This window comes from Jatrophihabitans telluris, assembly GCF_023516435.1.
In the GTDB taxonomy this organism is placed as follows: Bacteria; Actinomycetota; Actinomycetes; order Mycobacteriales; family Jatrophihabitantaceae; genus Jatrophihabitans_A; species Jatrophihabitans_A telluris.
Genome location: NZ_CP097332.1, coordinates 3,006,805 through 3,024,375, shown reverse-complemented (window position 1 = coordinate 3,024,375; position 17,571 = coordinate 3,006,805). Strand labels below are relative to the sequence as shown.

The following is a 17,571-nucleotide window of genomic DNA, read 5'->3' as shown; positions in this document are numbered from 1 at the left end:
GCCTCACGCCGGCCACCGGTGGGTACCGGGCCCGACCGCGTGCCTCCGGCCGTCGGGCAGCACGACCTCGGCGCTGGTGCCGCCCGGGACGGCGACGTCGAGCCGGAAGATCGGTCCGTCCTGGTACCAGGAGACGTCGATCGGGCCGTACGGGCATTCATGTGTGGTCCTCGCCCAGTTGATTCCGCCACCGGGGCGGGGTTGCACGCGGAAGCTGCGGTAACCCGGCTCGGTCGGTTGCAGGCCGGCGACCTGGCGGTGCAGGAACGACACCACGGCGCCTTTGCTGTAGTGGTTGAGCGAGTCGTGGGCGACCCCGTCGGCGTCGATGCCGTTCCAGTGCTCCCATACCGTCGTGCCGCCGCGGTCGATCATGGTCAGCCACGACGGTTCACTGTCCTGCAGCAGCAGCTCGTAGGCCGCGTCGAGGTGGCCGTTGTCGGCGAGAGTCGGCAACAGCAGTCCGGTGGACAGGAAGCCGGTCCTGAGATGGCCGCCGGCCTCGGCGATCAACTCGACGAGCCGGTCCGCGATCGTCGCGCGAAGGTCCTGCGGGACCAGACCGAAGGCCAGCGCGCGGACGTGGGCCGCCTGGGTCTGTGCCGCCAGCCGACCGTCCACTCCGACGAACTCGGCCTGCCACGCGGCGCGGGTGCCCTCGGCGAGCTCGCTGTACCGGGCGAGCGTCGCGGCGTCCGCGCCGAGCAGAGCGCCGGTCCGGGCCAGCGTCGCCGCCGAGCGGTGCAGGTAGGCGGTGGCGACCTCGGCCTTGTCCGCCGCGGCGAAGGCCCCGAAGTCGGTCAGTTGGAATCCGGGCTCGAGCCACTCGCCCCAGTGGAAACCGGTGTCCCACAGGTATGTCTCGTGGGGCGCGGCCTCCGGTCGGCGTGCCGTCCTGCTCGGGTGCCGGCCCTGCGCGGCGGTGCGGGCCGCGAACTCGACCCAGGCGCTCGCGATCGAGAAGGTCTCGCGCAGCAGGGCGAGGTCGCCGTAGGCCTCGTGCAGGTCCCACGGTGCGCTCACCACGACATCGCCCCAGCCGGCCGAGCCGTTGACGCCGCCGACGGGGCTGGCGAAGCCTTCCCCCGGTGGGCAGGGGGACATGTTGGCCACGCAGCCGTCGGCGCGCTGGTCCAGGGCGACGTCGCGCAGCCACGAGCGGGTGAAGCCCAGCACGTCGTAGAGATAGGCCGCGGTCGGCGCGAAGACCTGCCAGTCCCCGGTCCAGCCGGCCCGTTCCCGCTGCGGGCAATCGGTGGGAATGCCACACATGTTGCCGCGTAGCGACCACACGGCGGCCTCGTGCAGCCGGTTGAGGCGCTCGTCGCTGCATTCGAACCACCCGGTGCGACGCAGGTCCGAATGCACGACCACGCCGGTGATGTCCGCTTCGGTGAGCCGTCCGGAGTGACCGGCGATGCGAACGTAGCGAAACCCGTGGGTGGTCAATCGAGGTTCGAACCAGTCGCCATCGACCCCGGCGGACACCACCTCGTCGATCTGCCCCAGCGGCAACGGCTCGGGGAAGATCGGCACGTTGACATCCAGGTGCGACGTGGTGAGGTCCCCGTCCTTGTCGAGGCTTTCACCGTGTCGCAGCTCGATCCGGGACCCGGCCACGCCGAGATCGCCCAGGCGCACCCAGCCGTTGATGTTCTGGCCGAGGTCGACGATGACCGCGTCGGTGCCCTCGACGGGGCTCACCGAGATCGGCCGCACCTGCTCGATGCGGCGGATGGGCGCAGCGACACCGGCCACGATCGCCACGTCGACGTCGCGGGCCACGGCCGGCTGCCACCGCCCACCGCTGCGTGACCGGGCGCTCCCGGTACCGCCGGCGGGCTCGAAAGCCGGGTCGTGCACAGCCGGGTCGACCGCGCGCCGGTCTTCGCGCTGGCCACCGATGAGATCCGCGGCGCTCACGTGCGAAACCGAAGTCTGCCAGGACGGATCGGTGCCCGCGAGCACCGTCCAGCCCGTGTCGAGGGCCGCCTCCACCTGGAGCCGCAACGCGAGCTCGGTGCCGAACTGGTCGGCCAGCCGCGGCATACCGACCTGTCCGCGGAACCACCCGTCGGCGAGCAGGACGGCGACCACGTTTCGTCCCGGATGAACCAGGCCGGAGATGTCATGGGATCGTCGCTGTACCCGGCGTAGATACTGCGTGTAGCCCGGAGCCAGTTCCTCATCGCCCACGCGCTCGCCGTTGAGGAAGACCTCGTGGAGGCCGAGGGAAGTCACGTGCAGCCGGACCGTCGCGTCCGCGGGAAGATCGACGATCGAGCGCAGCCAGTAGGCCGGCCGGGAACCCTGTGCGGGCCGTTCCGGCTCGGCCACCCCGATCCAGGACGCCGTCCAGTCCTCGGCCTGCAACAGGCCGCTGTCCAAGGACACCGACTCGCTGACGATGCTCGTCCCGAGGTCGGTCCACACCTGTACCCGTGCCGTGGTGCTCCGGCGCGAGCGATCGAAGATCTCGACGGGGACGTAGCTCTGCCGCGCTGATTCGACGCGGCCGCTGTCGTAGCCGTCCGCGGTGGTGATCCGGTACGCCAGCTGGCTTCGGGCGCCTTCGGGAAGCCACCACGACAGCGTCGGCTGGTCGCCGTGTCCCAGGGCATCCCCGCCGGCGAGCTCCGTCCGGAGGGTGCGGGCGGGGCCGGTGCTCTCGGGGGAGTCCACGCGCGACAGTCCTTAGTCACGATCCCGGGTCCGCGGCGCAGCAGAGCGCACCGCGGACCGGATCGGTGGGTTCGGTCAGGCGAACATCGAGGCGCGAGCCCCGGTGATCCACCCGACGAGCTGGTCGTTGTCGGTCTCGGCCGTGGGCAGGTCAGCGACCTTGCGACCGCGGTTGAGCACCGCGATCCGGTCGCAGACGTCCATGGCCAGCGGCAGGTTGTGGGTGACCAGCACGATGGCGATGCCGTGGTCGGCCATCCGGCGGATGAGCGCCTGCACCTGCTGGGTCTGTTCGTAGCCGAGGGCCGCGGTCGGCTCGTCGAGCAACAGCACCCCGTTGCTCTCGCCGGTCACCCGGGTCGCGCTGCGGGCCAGCGCCACGACCTGACGCTGGCCGCCGGAGAGCATCTCCACCGGACGGGTCATGGCGGCCGTACGCACACCGAGGCGGTCCAGTTCCTTCTCCGCCCGCTTGCGCTGAGCACGGGTGTCGACCACGCCGAGCCAGCCGAGCGGACCCTTGCGCAGAATCTCCCGGCCCAGGTTGAGGTTGGTGGAGATGTCCTGGGCGTCGACGAGCGCCAGATCCTGGTAGACCATCTGGATGCCCGCGGCTGTGGCGGCACTGGGGGAGTGGAACGTCGTCTCGTGGCCGTTGACCAGGATCGTCCCGCTGGTCGGACGGTGCGCGCCCGACATCACCTTGAGCAGGGTCGACTTGCCGGCGCCGTTGTCACCGAGCAGGCCCACGACCTCGCCCTGGCTGACCTGGAAGTCGATCGAATCCAGAGCGCGGACGAAGCCGTAGTGCATGTCCACCGCGCGCAGTTCGAGCGCGGCCGTGGTCGTGGAGGTCATGGCGGTCACCGCTTTCCGGTGTGGACGGAGGCTTGCGCCGAGGCGACGAGCTTCTTGGACACCGTGGCGGAGATCCATTTCTCCAGCCCCAGCGAGGCGAGCAGCAGCACGCCGGTGACGCCGGTGCCCCAGTACGGGTCGATGCCCTTGATGGTGAGGCCGTTGGAAATGGTGGCGAGGACAAGCGCGCCGACGAGCACCCGGGGCAGGCTGCCCCGGCCACCGGCCAGCGATACGCCGGCCAGCGCGACCGCGGTCAGGGCGGTGAAGATGATGCCGGGGTCGGCGGCCGGGCTGGCCTCGGTGACCACAGCCGTGGTGACCAGACCGCCCAGCGCGGCGCAGGAGGCGCTGATGACGAAGCCGAGAACCTTGTACCGGTCGCTGTGAATGCCCGACCGGCGAACGGCCTCGGGGTTACCGCCGACGGCCATCAACCGGATGCCGTCACGGGTCCGGGTGAGGAAGATCGTGCCGACCAGGAACAGCGCCCCGGCGATGTAGACCGGGGCCGGGACCCCGCCGTAGCGCTGGGTTCCCATGAACTTCAGCGAGGTCAGTCCGGGAATCGTGTAGCCGCTGGCGATGATCGAGGCGGCCGCGGTGGTGATCGACAGGGTGCCGATGGTCACGACGATCGGGTTGAACCCGCGCAGCGAGATCAGCCCGTTCATCAGCCCGACGATCGCGCCGATCACCATGCCGACCAGCAGCGCCAGCCACACCGGTTTGCCGTGTTCGAGCATCCAGCCACAGCTGACCGCGGCGACCGCGGCCACGCCCGGAATGGACAGGTCCAGCGCGCCGCAGATGATGCCGACCGCAACCCCGGCGGCGAAGATGGCCGTCAGGGCCGCCGCGTTCGCGATCAGCACCGCGTTGTGGACGCTGGCGAAGTACGGGCGAGCCCAGATGCCGAAGCCCACGAGAATGAGCACCCACAAGGCGAAGATGCCGCGGTCGCGGACGAAGATCAGCGCTCTGATCCCGATCGGATCGGTCTCGCGCGCGCTGGGTGCGGCGGGGCCGGCGGCCCCTGCCGGAGCAGGGGTCGCCGTCTTACTCGCCTCGTTGTGGATGGTCATGCTCATTCCTCATCCTGCCGACGTGATGGTCTTCTGCGGAACGGTCAGGACCAGGCCGGTCGCCTTCGGGTCGGCCTGCATCTTGACCAGCGTGTCGAACGATTGCGCCATGTCGGCCGAGAACTGCAGCGCGACGGAGGCGAAGATGGTGCCCGCCTTGACGTCCTTGAGGACCTCGTCGTTGCCGCCGAAGTCGGCGTCGCACTTGAGCGACTTGCCGGCGGCGGAGAACGCTCCGAGGGCACCCAGGGAGCCCTCGTCCGTGGAGGCCATCACGCCGACCAGGTTGGGGTGACCCTGCAGCGCGTTGCCGATGTCGGTCTGGCCCTTGGCTCGGTCACTGACCACGAGCTTCTGCACGATGTTGGCGTTGGGCGCGGTCGCCTTCAACCCGGCCTCGGCGGCCGCCTCGAACTCGGCCTTGCCGGCCTGGCCCGGGCTGGACACCGAGAACAGCACGTCCCCACTGCCGCCGTTCTTCGCCGTCAGGCAGTTGCCCAGCTCGGTGCCCAGGGCCTTGCCGGCCGCGGTGTAGTCGATGTAGTCGAAGGTGATGCCGGGCTGCGCGCCGGAGTAGCCGTACTCGGTCGGCTTGCCGTTGACCAGGATGGGAATTCCCTTGGACTGGGCGGCCTTCAGCGTGTCGGCCATCGACTTCGGATCGACGGCGATCACCCAGGCCGCACCCGCTCGGCCGGAGTCCAGCACCGCGCTCAGCTGCTGCACCTGCGAGGTCGGACTGAAGTTCGGGTCCTGGACGACGACGTTCCAGCCCTTCGAGCCGGCGTAGCCCTTGATGCCGACCGACAATCCCTTCAGGGCCGGCGGGGCCAGCGACAGCGGGGAGAACACCAGGGTCTTCGGCAGCGACGAGCCACCGCCGGCGGCGCCGCTCGCGCCGTTGGCCGACGACGACGACGAGCTGCTGTGGTTCGAACTCGAGCTGCAGGCGGCCAGCGCCAGGGACGACACCGCAGCGAGGGCAAGGCCAGTGGCGCGCACCGAGCGCCGACAGGTAATGCTCACAGACGTTCTCCTCGTAGAGTTGGGGTCACTTTCACATTGTGAAAGCGACTTTCTTTCTAGTACGTTACGACCTGGGGCGGCTGAAGTACAGAGCCGAACGCAGGATTTCGTTTCGATTCGGCCGCGGTTTCGCTCGGCGAGACCGTGCGAATCAGGACGTCCAGGACGACTCGAGCCCGTGCAGCAGCGCGACCATCGCGTCGTGTCCGGGGGTGGTGACCCCGACCCGGCGCCCCTCGGCGGCGATTCCGCCGTTGAGCACATCGATCTCGGTCCGCCGTCGGGCCATGACGTCCTGCAGCATCGACGGCTTGTGCCAGAACGCCTCGTCGATGGCTTCCTGCACGGACTCCAGCGGATCGCGCACCAGCGTGATGCCGGCGGCCTCGCACACGGCCAGACCCTCGGCGACCAACCGCTCGACCTGGGTCCGCAGCTCGGGATGGGTGCAGACCTGCCCCACGCTGAGTCCCGTGAGCGCGGACAGCGGGCTCGTCGCGGCGTTGAAGACGACCTTCGTCCACTGGGGACCACGTGCGTCCGGCACGGCGAAGGTGCGCAATCCGCCGTCGCTGAGCAGCGAGGCCAGCAGCGTGATCTCGTCCTCGCCCGCCGGACTCGGTTCGAACGGCCCGAACCACGAATCCCCGGGCGCGTCGTAGCGAACCGTGCCGGGCTCGGGGATGTGCCCGGCGGTGACGATGCTGCCGCGGATCACCCGGGGAACGAATTCGGCGATCGTCTCCTCGTTGCCGACGCCGTTCTGCACGCTGACAGCGGCGGCATTCGACAACGCGCCCTGGGCGGCTCGCACGGCAGCGGCGGTGTGCAGCGACTTCGTGGCGACGACGGCCAGGTCGCAGCGTGGCAGGGCGGCGGGGTCGGTGAGCGCGTGCACCGGCGCGACGAACTCGGCGTGGCCGGTGACCCGCAGGCCGTCCGCGGCGATGGCGGCCATGTGCTCGTGCCACGGATCGACCGCCCAGACCTCGACGCCTGGAACGCGCGCGAGATGAGCGGCGTAGAGACTGCCGATCGCTCCACACCCCAGCACGGCGACGCGCACGGTCTCGGTCATGCCTCCACCAGCGCGGCGGCGGCCAGTTCGCCGCACAGTTGCGGGTCCGCCCCGCCGACTCCGAGACCGCCGACCACCCGACCGTCCGCGATGAGGGGAACCCCGCCGGCGACGGGCAGAAACGGCGCCGGGTGCAGTCGCCCGAGCGCCCCGGTCGCCGCCGCGTAGGCCGCCGGCACCTGATGGCTGGACATGCCGTATCGAGCCGCGGTGGCCGCCGTCGCGACGGCCACTTCGACGCCCCCGCCGACGGCGTCGTCCATTCGGTCCTGCTGCACCGGGTCTGCGCCCCGATCGACCACCGCGACCGAGACCCGCACGCCCCGATCGAGCGCGAGCGCCAGCACCCGGTCACAGATCTCCCGGGCCCAGGCCAGCTCGGCCTGGCGGGTTGCGGCCGGCGCGGGCTGCATGCCCAGGCTCCGGTCCGCCGCCACGGTGAGCTCGCCGAAGCGCTGCTCCCACCGTGCGCGGTCGTCACCGTGCTGGCCGACGTAAGGCACGCCGAGGGCATAGGCGATCAGCAGATCCTCGGGGTTGGCCGGTTCCCCGTCGGCGCTGACGACCTCGGGCGCGACACCGGTCGGGAAGAAGGGGCTGACCGTGGCGCCCGACGCTGCGATCCCGCCGACGACGACCCCGGCCTCGTCGAGGATCGGGATGCCCCCGGCCCCCGGGAAGATCGCCTGCGGCGACACGCCGACGAAGCCCGCCGAGATCGGAACCGGCAAGCTCGTCATGCGGTGCAGATGTTCGGTGCTCGGAATCTGCTGGGTGCCGCTGATCCAGGCCTTCGACGTCGCTCGCCCCATCCCGCCGGGACCGCCGTGGTCCAACCGGGAGGCGGTGACCAGGGCACCGCTGGACCCGACGACGGCGATCGCCCCACGGATACCGAGCTGTTCGGCCTTGTCGACCGCGCGCTGCACCAGGGCGCGGGCGCGCTCGAGCGGCACATCGTGGGGGTGGGTCACGCTTGGCTCCCGGGTTCGAGGATGACGGAGATCTTGCCGAGCGCCGGACCGGCGGCCAGCAGGTCGAAAGCGGCGGCCAACTCGGCAAAGCGGTAGGTGGCGTAGACCGGCGCCACGACCTGGCCCGCCTCGACCAGCGCGGTCAGCCGTGCGATCGACTCCGGCGTCGGCGAGGAATGCACGTTGGCGCAGGGGATATCCCCGAGCAGTTCGGGAACGCCGCCGTTGGTCACCGACGCTGCCCGGCCACCTTCGCGCAGCAGACCGCGACACAATCGCGCGACCAGGGCGTGGGCCTCGGCCTCGTTCTCGCCGATCCGGGCGGAGTCCACGTGCTTGACCAGGTCGATGAAGCCGTGCACGCCGGCGGGAACGAGGGCCCGCACCTGCTCGACGAGATCGCCGGCGCTCCAGTCGATCACGTGCTTGGCGCCGAGCGAGCGCGCCAGCGTCTGCTGTTCGTAGGTGCGTGCGGTCGCGATCACCTCGGCTCCACAGGCCGCCGCGATCTGAATCGCGTACACCCCGACCCCGCCGGTCGCGCCGTTGACCAGGACGACGTCGCCCGGGCCGGATACCACCGCGTCGACGCACTCCAGTGCGGTGATCCCACCCTGCGCCAGCACGCCTGCGGAGGCCAGCTCCAGCCCGAGCGGTGCCGGGCCGATGAACATGTCCTCGGGCACCACTACGTACTCGGCAAACGTTCCGTCCCCGATGTAGTCGCGCTTGACGAAGCCGTAGACGGCATCGCCCACCGCGAAGCGGGTGACCCCTGCTCCGACCTGCTCGACCACGCCGGCCAGGTCGCGGCCGAAGACGGCGGGGAAGCGATACTCCTGCACGGTGCGGAAGAAACCCGAACTGATGAGCAGATCGACCGGGTTCACCGACGTCGCGTGGACGCGGACCAGGACCTGCCCGGCTGCCGGCACGGGCCGAGGGAGGTCGACCACGCTCGGCGGGGCGTCGAAGTCGGACAGTGCGAAGGCCTTCATAGGGCTCCTCAGGGTCACGAGGCAAGCTGCCTGATCGCGGTCGGACCGGCGCCGTGGCTCAGGCGCCGACCATGTTGTAGCCACCGTCGGCGACCATGTACGTGCCGGTGATGTGGTTGGCGTCGTCGGTAGCCAGGAACAGTGCGGTGCCGGCAATGTCAGCCGGTGCAGGGATGCGTCCCATCGGGGTCATCGATCGCAACTGGTCGCCGCGGCCGGACTTCCAGTCCTCGCGGCCCAGGGTCGCCTCGGTCTCGATGAAGCCTGGGGCGAAGATGTTGACGCGAACCGTCGGGGCGAAGGCGTGGGCGTAGGACTTCGTGGCGCCGAGCAGGCCGTATTTGGCCGCAGCGTACTGAGGCGCGCGTGCGCTGCCGCGCACGATCACGGTCGAGCCGATGTTGACGATGCTGCCGTGGCCCTGGTCCATCATCCGCTTGCCGAACTCGTGGATGCAGGCCATCGTGCCCTTGATGTCCACCGCCAGGACGTGATCGATCGATTCCTCGGTGATGTCGCGCCAGGACATCTGGTCACGGGCCACGTCGCCGACGTTGTTGATGAGGACGTCCACGCCCTCGAGCGACGCGAAGGCAGACTCGGCCATCGCGGCGACCTGGGCCCAGTCGACGATGTCGGCCTGCAGCAGCACGGCTTGGGCCCCTTCGGCCCGGACCCGTTCCGCGGTCCGCTCGGCGCCGGCGGCCGAGGACCGGTAGTGGATGCCGACGACGCGGGCACCCTCCTGTGCGGCGCGCACGGCGATCTCGGCGCCGAAGCCGGTGCCGGCTCCGGTGACGACGACGGAGCGCCCGACGAAACGGCGCGGAATGGGCAGTGGGGCCAGAGGCATGGGTCGGTCCTTCGGTGGGTGGGAATGGGTCGGGTCCTCAGACGAGGGTGCGGCCGCCGTCGATGTAGATGACCTGGCCGGTGATGAACGCGGCCCGGTCGGAGGCCAGGAAGGCCACGGCGTCGGCGACCTCCTGCGGGCGACCGAGCCGGCCGGCGGGTACGAGCGACTCGAGTTCTTCGCGGTGGCCGTCTCGATCGAGGTAGGCCCGGGTGAGGTCGGTTTCGACGTAGCCGGGGCCGACCGCGTTCACGGTGATGCCGGTTGCCGCCCACTCGCGCGCCATGACGCGCATCAGCTGGTTGATGCCGCCCTTGGTCGCGGCGTACGGGGCGTGGTTGGCGTGGGCGAGCAGGGCCGACACCGAGGACAGGAACACGATGCGGCCGCGGCCTTCGGCGACCATCCGGCGCCCGACCTCCTGGCCCAGCCACCAGGCCGTCGACAGGTTCAGCGTGAGGATCGACTGCCAGTCCTCATCACCGAGCTCCAGCACGGGCCGGCGGTCGTTGCGGCCGATCGCGTGCAGGAAGATCTCGGGCGTGCCGATGACCCCGACGGCCTTCTCGACGGCCGCACGACTGCGCTCGGCCGTGCTGACGTCGAACAGTAGAGGGGTGATCTCCGCGCCCTGGTCCTTGGTTCGGCGCGCGAGCGCATCGAGCTTGTCCTCGTCGCGATCGACGACGACGACCCGGGCGCCCTGCGCGGCCAGCCCTGCCGCGCTGGCCCCGCCGAGGCCGCCTGCCCCGACGACAAGCGCCGGCCGGCCGGTAAGCCCCAGCCAATCCGCCATATCTGCCACCTCGAACCGTCACTTTCGCATGATGAAAGTCGCTTTCTGCTAAACTAGCCGAGCCCGACGGACCTGTCCAGGCATGACTGACCGTCCCCTAGGCTGACGCCACACTGGCGCTACGCCAGCTACCCCCTGCAGGAGATGTCCGGATGCCCGCCAAGCGCAAGAGTGAAACCAGACCGTCCACCAACGGCGCCACCGACCCGGTGGCGCTGGCGGCGCCGGAGCGTCCCGAATATCGGGTCGAGGCGCTGGCCAAAGGGTTACGCATCCTGAGCCTGTTCGACGAGCAGCATCCGTCCTGGCGCGTCACCGATCTCGCCGCCGCCGCGCGGCTGCCGATGCCCACGGTCTATCGCGTGGTGATGACCCTCACCGCGGAGGGCTATCTCGATCACCTGCCCGACGGCGAATACCGGCCTGGCGTAAAGGCTCTGACGCTCGGCACGGCCGCGCTGCGCAGCCTCGACCTGGTCGGGGTGGCGACGCCGCTGCTCCAGCGGCTGGGCGAGACCACCGGCGAGACGGTGAACCTCGCCGTGCTCAGCGACGACCGCGTGCTCTATCTGGTGCGACTGCGCAACTCGGACCTGGTGACCGCGAACATCCAGGTGGGGTCACGGCTGCCCGCGGTGACCACCTCGATCGGAAAGCTGCTGTTGGCCTACCTCGACGACAACGACCTGAACGCGCGGATCACGGTCGATTCCTTCGGGGCGCAGCACGGGCCGAACGCCAAGGTCTCGCTGGACGAACTGCGCGAGGAACTGGTCAAGATCCGCGAACAGGGCTGGGCTATGCAGGACGAGGAGCTGGCCTACGGGCTGCGCTCGATCGCCGGACCCATCGTGGGGGAGGGCGGCCGGGTCGTCGCCGGGGTGAACCTCGCCCTGCAGGCCCGTGACTGGTCGACCCAACGCATCGTGCGCGAGCTGCGCCCGGCCGTGCTGGCCGCCTGTGCCGAGATCTCGACCCTGCTCCGCGGCGGGAGCCTGACTCCGTGAGCAGCCCGGGAGCCGACGCCAGCCCCGACGCCAGCCCCGACGCTAGGGCCCCGAAGGCGCGCATCCCCAAGCTCGTCCCGGGCGCGTTGGCCGAGGACCAGCGGGCGGTCTACGAGGCCATCGCCGGCGGACGTCGGGCCCAGGGACCTCAGCTCTTCCGGCTGCGCGACGACGACGGCGCGCTGGAGGGACCGTTCAACGCCTTCCTCTTGCAGCCGCGACTCGGGGCCGCGTTGCAGGCCGTCGGCTCGGCGGTGCGCTATGACACCGCGCTGTCCGATCGCGCCCGCGAGATCGCGATCCTCGTCGTCGCCGTGCAGTGGAGCTCGGCCTTCGAGTGGTACGCACACGAGGCGGTGGGTCGTCATGTGGGGCTGAGCGAGACCGAGCTCGACGGGCTGGCCGAAGGCGACTACACCGTGCTGCCGCCGCAGGATCGCCTGGTCGCCGAGGTGTGCCGCCGCTTGTCCGCCGACGCTGATCTGGACGACGCCACCTACGCGGACGCGGTCGAGGCCCTTGGGGAGGCGGGGGTGTTCGAACTGCTCACGCTGGTGGGCTACTACGCGACCCTCGCGTTGCAGATGCGGGTGTTCCGGGTGGGCAGCCCGGCCCCGACTCGACTTGACACGGAGCACCCGCAGTCGCGATAGTTTTGAAACTGACTTTCGTAGATCGAAAGTCGACGAAGCGGAAGCGGGTGCGGGTGCGATGAAGCTGGTGACGTTCGACGAGGGTCGAGTCGGTCGGATCGAGGGCGACACGGTCGTCGAGCTGGATGTGCCGACGATGCGGGAGTACTTCGAACGCGGCGGCGACGTGGCCGAGACCGGTGTGAGTCTCCCGTTGGCCGAGGTAACCCTGCGCGCGCCATTGGTGCCCAAGAAGTTCTTCCATACGGCCGGAAACTTCACCGACCACCACAAGGAGCTTCAGGCTGTGGACTGGTCGCACCCGGTGCACAAAGGCATCGTGTTCTTCCAGAACGTCGATGCGATCATCGGGCCGGACGAGGCGATCGTCTACCCCGAGGGCCTGACCAAGGAGCTCGACTACGAGCTCGAACTCGCCGTCGTCATCGGCAAGAGCGGAAAGTTCTTCGGCCCGGAGGAGGCCGAGGACTACATCGCCGGTTACCTCGTCTTCAACGACATCACCGCCCGCGACATCCAGCGCCGCGAGATGGAGTCGGGGGTGTTCTCCTTCTCCAAGGCGATCGACACCTTCTGCCCGATCGGTCCCTGGATCGTCACCAAGGACGAGATCGCCGACCCGCAGTCGCTGGCGATGGAGCTGCGGGTCAACGGTGAGAAGCGGCAGAGCGGCAACACCGCCCAGATGGTTCTCTCGCTGGCCCACCTGGTGGCCTATCACTCCGCCCAGGGTTACAGCGCCGGCGACATCATCACCACCGGGACCATCTCGGGAGTCGCCGCCGTGCAGCCCAACCCCTTCGACTTCTACCTGCAGCCCGGTGACGAGATCGAGGCGGAGATCGAGGGCATCGGCATCCTGCGCAACCACGTCGTGCCGTGGAGCGCCGCGCACGACACCGAGCCCTACTCGATCGACCTGTACTCGCCGACGGCGTGACGAGCGCCGAGTGAGGTTCTCCACCGTCGCCGGCCGCTTCGTCCTGGTCGACGGCGACCGGGCGCTCGACGTCGCCGCCGCCTCCGCGGGCCTGTTGCCCGCGGACGCGATCGCAGCCCTGCAGCGCTGGGACGATGTTCTGGCATGGGCACCGGGCGCGGACTGGTCGGCCTCGGTGACCGTGAGCGCCGATCAGTTCGGCCCGCCGGTGCCCGCTCCCCGGCAGGTCTTCGCGATCGCTTTGAACTATGCCCCGCACGCCGCCGAGGCGGGCTTCGAGCCGCCGGCCGAGCCGTTGGTCTTCACCAAGTTCCCGAGTTGCATCACCGGTCCGGTGACCGTCGTGGAGTTGCCCGAGGGCAACGTCGACTGGGAGATCGAAGTCGTTGCGGTGATCGGGCGCGGGGGTTACCGGATCCCGCGCGAGCAGGCCTGGGACGCCGTGGCCGGACTGACGCTCGGACAGGACCTGTCCGAACGGGTGCTGCAGCTCACCGGCAAGCCGCCGCAGTTCTCGCTGGCCAAGTCGCACCCTGGCTTCGGGCCGGTCGGGCCGGTCGCGGTGACCCCGGACGAGTTCGACGAACGGTCCGATCTCGGCTTCGAGTCCAGCATCGACGGTGAGGTCATCCAGAGCGGCCGGACCAGCGAGATGATCTTCGGCGTCGACGAACTCATCGCTCGCCTCTCGGCGGTCTGCCGGCTGCTTCCGGGGGACCTGATCTTCACCGGGACGCCCGAGGGAGTCGGCAACCGTCGCAGCCCGCAGCGTTTTCTGCAGCCGGGCGAGACGCTGGTGAGCCGGCTCGAGGGCGTCGGTGAACTGCGGCAGAGCTTCGTGGCGGGCTGAGCGAACGGGTTAGGGTCCGATCAGAATTGCCTTGCTGACCTTGACAGCCGTGCGCCCGCGAGCGAAGCTTGTCGGCAAGTTTGAAACTGGCTTTCATGATACGAGAATGAGGCAACAGCATGGCGCGCATGGTGATCACAGGTGGACAGATCTTCGACGGCACGAGCGCGCCGGCTTTCCCCGGCGAGGTGGTCATCGAGGGCGACCGGATCGTAGAAGTCCGCCGTGGCCACCACCCCGACCGGCACGAGGGCCACGAGGTCCTCGACGTACCGGGCCGCACGGTCATGCCCGGCATGATCGAGTCCCACTCGCACCTGACCTTCCCGTCGGCGGTGGGGCACATCGACCCGAGCTTCAACCCGCCGCTGGACGTGAGCTTCTTCCACCACATCGAGGGATTCCCGTCCGAACTGGCCCGCGCGGAACGTAACGCCAAGATCGTGCTCGACGCCGGATTCACCTCCGCCTACTCGGCCGGTTCGATCATCGAGATGCCGGTCGAGCCGGTGCTGCGCGACAAGCTACGTGCCGGGGTGATCCCGGGTCCGAGATTCCTGGCGGCCGCCGCCGAGCGCGACAACCACCCGCAGCGACCGGACGGCCACTTCGTCGCCGACTGGCAGGGCCCGGAGTCGTCCGCGGCGTGGGTGCACGAGAAGGCGGCGCAGGGCTTCGACAGCATCAAGTTCCTGGTCAGCAACGACGACGTGTTCACACCCGGCGGCAGCATGATCACGCAGTACTCAGCCGAGGAGCTCAACGCCGCCGGACAGGCCGCCCGCGAGGAGAACGTCTGGCTCAACGGCCACTGCCAGTCGCCGGAATCGGTCAAGCTCGCCGTGCGCGCGGGCTTCCGGTCGATCTATCACTGCACCTACGCCGACGCCGAGGCGCTCGATCTGCTCGAGGCCCACAAGGATTCGGTGTTCGTCTCCCCGGCTCCGGGCATCATCTACGCCAACGTCTACGAGGGCGAGGAGTTCGGCATCACCCGCGAGGTGGCTGAAAGCATGGGTTCGGTCGCCGCGCTGGCGGGCATGCAGGAGATCTATCCCGAGATCCGCAAGCGCGGTATCCGGGCCCTGATCGGCGGCGACTACGGATTCCCGAACAATCCGATCGGGCGCAACGCCCGTGACCTGCAGCTGTTCGTCGAGCAGCTCGGCTACTCCCCGGTGGACGCGCTGGTCGCGGCCACCCAGTACGGCGGCCAGCTGATGGGCATGGGCGACGAGCTGGGCCTGGTGAAGGCGGGCTACCTCGCCGACCTGCTGGTCATCGACGGCGACCCGACCGCGGACGTCACGGTGCTGCAGGACGCGGACAAGATCACCCACATCATGCAGGGCGGGAGCTTCTACAAGGCCCCGGCAACTGTCGGCGCGTGAACGACCCGCTCGTCCCCGACGGAGTGACGGTTCGCCGTGACCTCGTGCACACCCGGGTTCCCGGCTACCGGCCGCTGAGCCTTGACCTCTACCTGCCCGATGACGGGGCGCGTGCGGTGTGCGTCTACGCCCACGGCGGCGGTTGGCGGATGGGCTCGCGGCGCGAGGGCCCGGGCCCGCTGTCGCCGACCTCCCGACGGCTGTTCGCACGGATGGCGGCCCGGGGACTGGCGGTCGCCTCGGTGGACTACCGCCTCTCCGGCGAGGCCCGTTTCCCCGCCCAGCGTGAAGACGTCGAGGCCGGCATCCGCTGGTTGTCGTCGGAGGACGCATCCGGGGTGGCGGGTTTGCCGCTGGTCACCTTCGGAGTCTCGGCGGGCGGACAGCTGGCGGGTCTGTGCGGCCTGAACCCGAGCCTGCCCGTGCGGGCCGTCGCCCTCTGGTACGCCGTCAGCGACCTGCCCGCGGTGCCGGATGACATCGCGGCCGCGGGCGGTGAGGCCGACCGCGGCCCGGGATCGCGAGAGGCGCTGCTGCTCGGCGCGCCGGCCGCCCAGATGCCCGAGCTGGCCCGACAGGCCAGTGTGCTGCACCAGGTACACCGCAACGCGCCGCCGTTCCTGCTGCTGCACGGCGACCGGGACCGTCTCGTTCCCGCCGCGCAAAGTGCGCGCCTGCACACGGCGCTGCGTGCGGCCGGCGCCGACACGACCCTGGAACTCGTCCCCGGCTACGACCACATGTTCGTCGGTATGCCCGCCGCCGAGCTCGAGGCGCTGGTCGATCGGACGACCGACTTCCTGCTGTCCCGCCTGGGGACCGGCCCGGTGAACGTCCCCATGTCTTCCGCCGCCACCGCCGCCGCCGCTGTCACCGCCTCGACTACGGGCACCGAGAGGGACAAGCCATGACCAGCGAGTCAGCTCATCACGTCCTTGTCGTCGGGGGCGGGATCACCGGTCTCGCGGCGAGCTATCGGGCCAGTCAGGCCGGGGCGCGGGTCACGCTGGTCGAGGCCGGTCCGCGGCTCGGGGGCAAGCTGCTCACCGCGCAGGTGGATGGCTTTGTGGTCGACGCCGGGCCGGAATCGCTGGCTCCGGGCAAACCGCACGCCGCCAAGCTCGCCGCTGAGCTGGGAATAGCCCTCGCCCCGGCCGCCGTGGGTGCGCCCGGTGCCGTGCTGGTGAAGGGCCAGCTGAGGACGATGCCCGACGGGCTCGGCGGGTTCATCCCGCGCAAGGTCCGGCCGTTGGCGACCACCCGATTGTTCTCACCGGCCGGCAAGGCCCGCATGGCGGTCGAGAGCCTGTTGCCCGCGCGCAAGGGCGACGCCGACGAGAGCCTGCGGTCGTTCACCTCGCGGCGCTTGGGCCGACAGGCCTACCAGCGATTGGTCGAACCGGTGGCTACCGGCATCTTCTGCGGCGATCCGGCGCGGCTGAGCCTGCTGGCGACGATGCCGCATCTGCGGGCCGCCGAGCAGCAGCACGGCGGGCTGCTGCGTGCGGTGCTGGCCGAGCGCAAGGCGGCCGCCCGCAAGCCCGCGGGGCCGCCGCGTCCCGGCTTGTCGGCGCCCGCCCAGGGGATGGGGGCGCTGTCGGCGGCGCTGGTCGAGCGGCTCGAGCGCACGCCCGGAGTGGACCTTCGGGTCTCCACGCGGGTCACGCAGCTGGAGCAGGTCGACGGCGGCTACCGCGCCACCCTGAGCGACGGCACCCTGCTCGGCGTGACCGGCGTCGTGCTGGCTGTCCCCACCGCTCCTGCGGCTGAGGTCCTCGAATCGGTAGGCGCGAGCGCGCCGGCGGCGACCCTGCGCGCGATGCCCGTCGACTCGGTGGCCACCGTGTCTCTCGGCTATCTCGCCGAGGCGCTTCCGCACCTGGACGGGCTGCTGCCGGCTCATGGTTATCTGCTGTCCGAGCCGGGTCGTGGCCGCGTGCTGTCGGTGACCCGGTCATCGGCCAAGTACGCGGGTCGGGCGCCGGCCGGGCACGAACTCTTCCGGGTCTCGGTACGCACGCAGGACGGCATCGCCGACGAGGAGCTGGTCGGCCAGGCCCGCGCCGAACTTCGTCGTACCCTTCGGATCGAAGCCGCCCCGGTGGTCCAGCACGTTCGGCAATGGACTCAGGTCATGCCGCAGTACGAGGTCGGCCACCTGCAACGGGTCGCCGAGATCGAGGCCCAGCTCGCCACGTTCCCCGGCATCAGGCTGGCGGGCAGCGGGACCCACGGCCTCGGGCTGGCTGACTGTGTGGCCTCCGCCGAGCGGGCGGTCACGGCGATCTGCGGCTGATCCGTCCGCACTGCGGGGTCAGCGTGTTCCGGCGCGGGGGCGCACCTCGCGATTCGGCCGAACAGCAGAGCGTCGGTCAGAGCA

At 70.2% G+C, this 17,571-nt stretch carries 15 protein-coding genes and 1 pseudogene; 7 read left to right on the top strand and 9 right to left on the bottom strand.

The window, feature by feature from the left end; genetic code table 11:
• Nucleotides 1-3: 3 nt before the first annotated feature.
• From M6D93_RS14015 to M6D93_RS13975, 9 genes are all read right to left on the bottom strand, one after another.
• Nucleotides 4-2,682 carry a family 78 glycoside hydrolase catalytic domain gene (locus tag M6D93_RS14015; protein ID WP_249769936.1) on the bottom strand — a complete coding sequence of 893 codons (2,679 nt, stop codon included), beginning with the start codon at nt 2,680-2,682 and terminating at the stop codon, nt 4-6.
• A gap of 75 nt (nt 2,683-2,757) precedes the next feature.
• Nucleotides 2,758-3,540 carry an ATP-binding cassette domain-containing protein gene (locus M6D93_RS14010; protein ID WP_249769935.1) on the bottom strand — a complete coding sequence of 261 codons (783 nt, stop codon included), beginning with the start codon at nt 3,538-3,540 and terminating at the stop codon, nt 2,758-2,760.
• A 5-nt stretch (nt 3,541-3,545) separates the two neighbouring features.
• Entirely contained in the window at nt 3,546-4,631 is a 1,086-nt protein-coding gene (locus M6D93_RS14005; RefSeq protein ID WP_249769934.1) for an ABC transporter permease, read from the bottom strand.
• Between the two features lie 3 nt (nt 4,632-4,634).
• On the bottom strand, nt 4,635-5,651 hold the full coding sequence (locus M6D93_RS14000) for a sugar ABC transporter substrate-binding protein (RefSeq protein ID WP_249769933.1): 1,017 nt from the start codon (nt 5,649-5,651) through the stop codon (nt 4,635-4,637).
• 151 nt (nt 5,652-5,802) lie between these two features.
• On the bottom strand, nt 5,803-6,729 hold the full coding sequence (locus M6D93_RS13995) for a ketopantoate reductase family protein (RefSeq protein ID WP_249769931.1): 927 nt from the start codon (nt 6,727-6,729) through the stop codon (nt 5,803-5,805).
• Entirely contained in the window at nt 6,726-7,703 is a 978-nt protein-coding gene (locus M6D93_RS13990) for a GlcG/HbpS family heme-binding protein (RefSeq protein ID WP_249769929.1), read from the bottom strand. Before M6D93_RS13990 ends, M6D93_RS13995 begins: the two co-directional genes overlap by 4 nt.
• The gene (locus tag M6D93_RS13985) at nt 7,700-8,701 is read right to left on the bottom strand and encodes an NADP-dependent oxidoreductase (RefSeq protein ID WP_249769927.1); all 1,002 of its coding nucleotides are present in this window, start codon (nt 8,699-8,701) and stop codon (nt 7,700-7,702) included. The genes M6D93_RS13990 and M6D93_RS13985 overlap by 4 nt, the downstream gene beginning before the upstream one ends.
• A 58-nt stretch (nt 8,702-8,759) precedes the next feature.
• The gene (locus M6D93_RS13980; protein ID WP_249769925.1) at nt 8,760-9,554 is read right to left on the bottom strand and encodes an SDR family NAD(P)-dependent oxidoreductase; all 795 of its coding nucleotides are present in this window, start codon (nt 9,552-9,554) and stop codon (nt 8,760-8,762) included.
• A gap of 37 nt (nt 9,555-9,591) precedes the next feature.
• Nucleotides 9,592-10,350 (bottom strand): SDR family NAD(P)-dependent oxidoreductase, encoded by a 759-nt coding sequence (locus tag M6D93_RS13975; RefSeq protein WP_249769923.1) that lies wholly within the window; start codon nt 10,348-10,350, stop codon nt 9,592-9,594.
• Nucleotides 10,351-10,502: 152 nt separating this feature from the next.
• Here M6D93_RS13975 and M6D93_RS13970 point away from each other — a divergent pair, with 152 nt between their 5' ends.
• The 7 genes and pseudogenes from M6D93_RS13970 to hemG all read left to right on the top strand — a co-directional run.
• Nucleotides 10,503-11,357, top strand: a complete 855-nt coding sequence (locus M6D93_RS13970; protein ID WP_249769921.1) for an IclR family transcriptional regulator — start codon at nt 10,503-10,505, stop codon at nt 11,355-11,357.
• The gene (locus M6D93_RS13965; RefSeq protein WP_249769919.1) at nt 11,354-12,010 is read left to right on the top strand and encodes a carboxymuconolactone decarboxylase family protein; all 657 of its coding nucleotides are present in this window, start codon (nt 11,354-11,356) and stop codon (nt 12,008-12,010) included. Before M6D93_RS13970 ends, M6D93_RS13965 begins: the two co-directional genes overlap by 4 nt.
• A gap of 58 nt (nt 12,011-12,068) precedes the next feature.
• Entirely contained in the window at nt 12,069-12,950 is an 882-nt protein-coding gene (locus tag M6D93_RS13960) for a fumarylacetoacetate hydrolase family protein (protein WP_249769918.1), read from the top strand.
• A 10-nt stretch (nt 12,951-12,960) separates the two neighbouring features.
• On the top strand, nt 12,961-13,800 hold the full coding sequence (locus tag M6D93_RS13955) for a fumarylacetoacetate hydrolase family protein (protein WP_249769917.1): 840 nt from the start codon (nt 12,961-12,963) through the stop codon (nt 13,798-13,800).
• A gap of 128 nt (nt 13,801-13,928) precedes the next feature.
• On the top strand, nt 13,929-15,191 hold the full coding sequence (locus M6D93_RS13950; RefSeq protein ID WP_249769916.1) for an amidohydrolase family protein: 1,263 nt from the start codon (nt 13,929-13,931) through the stop codon (nt 15,189-15,191).
• Nucleotides 15,188-16,102 (top strand): alpha/beta hydrolase, encoded by a 915-nt coding sequence (locus M6D93_RS13945; protein WP_249769915.1) that lies wholly within the window; start codon nt 15,188-15,190, stop codon nt 16,100-16,102. Before M6D93_RS13950 ends, M6D93_RS13945 begins: the two co-directional genes overlap by 4 nt.
• Nucleotides 16,078-17,487: pseudogene (hemG, locus tag M6D93_RS13940) on the top strand (protoporphyrinogen oxidase); the annotation flags it as partial. The gene M6D93_RS13945 and the pseudogene hemG, both read left to right, overlap by 25 nt.
• Nucleotides 17,488-17,571 lie beyond the last annotated feature (84 nt).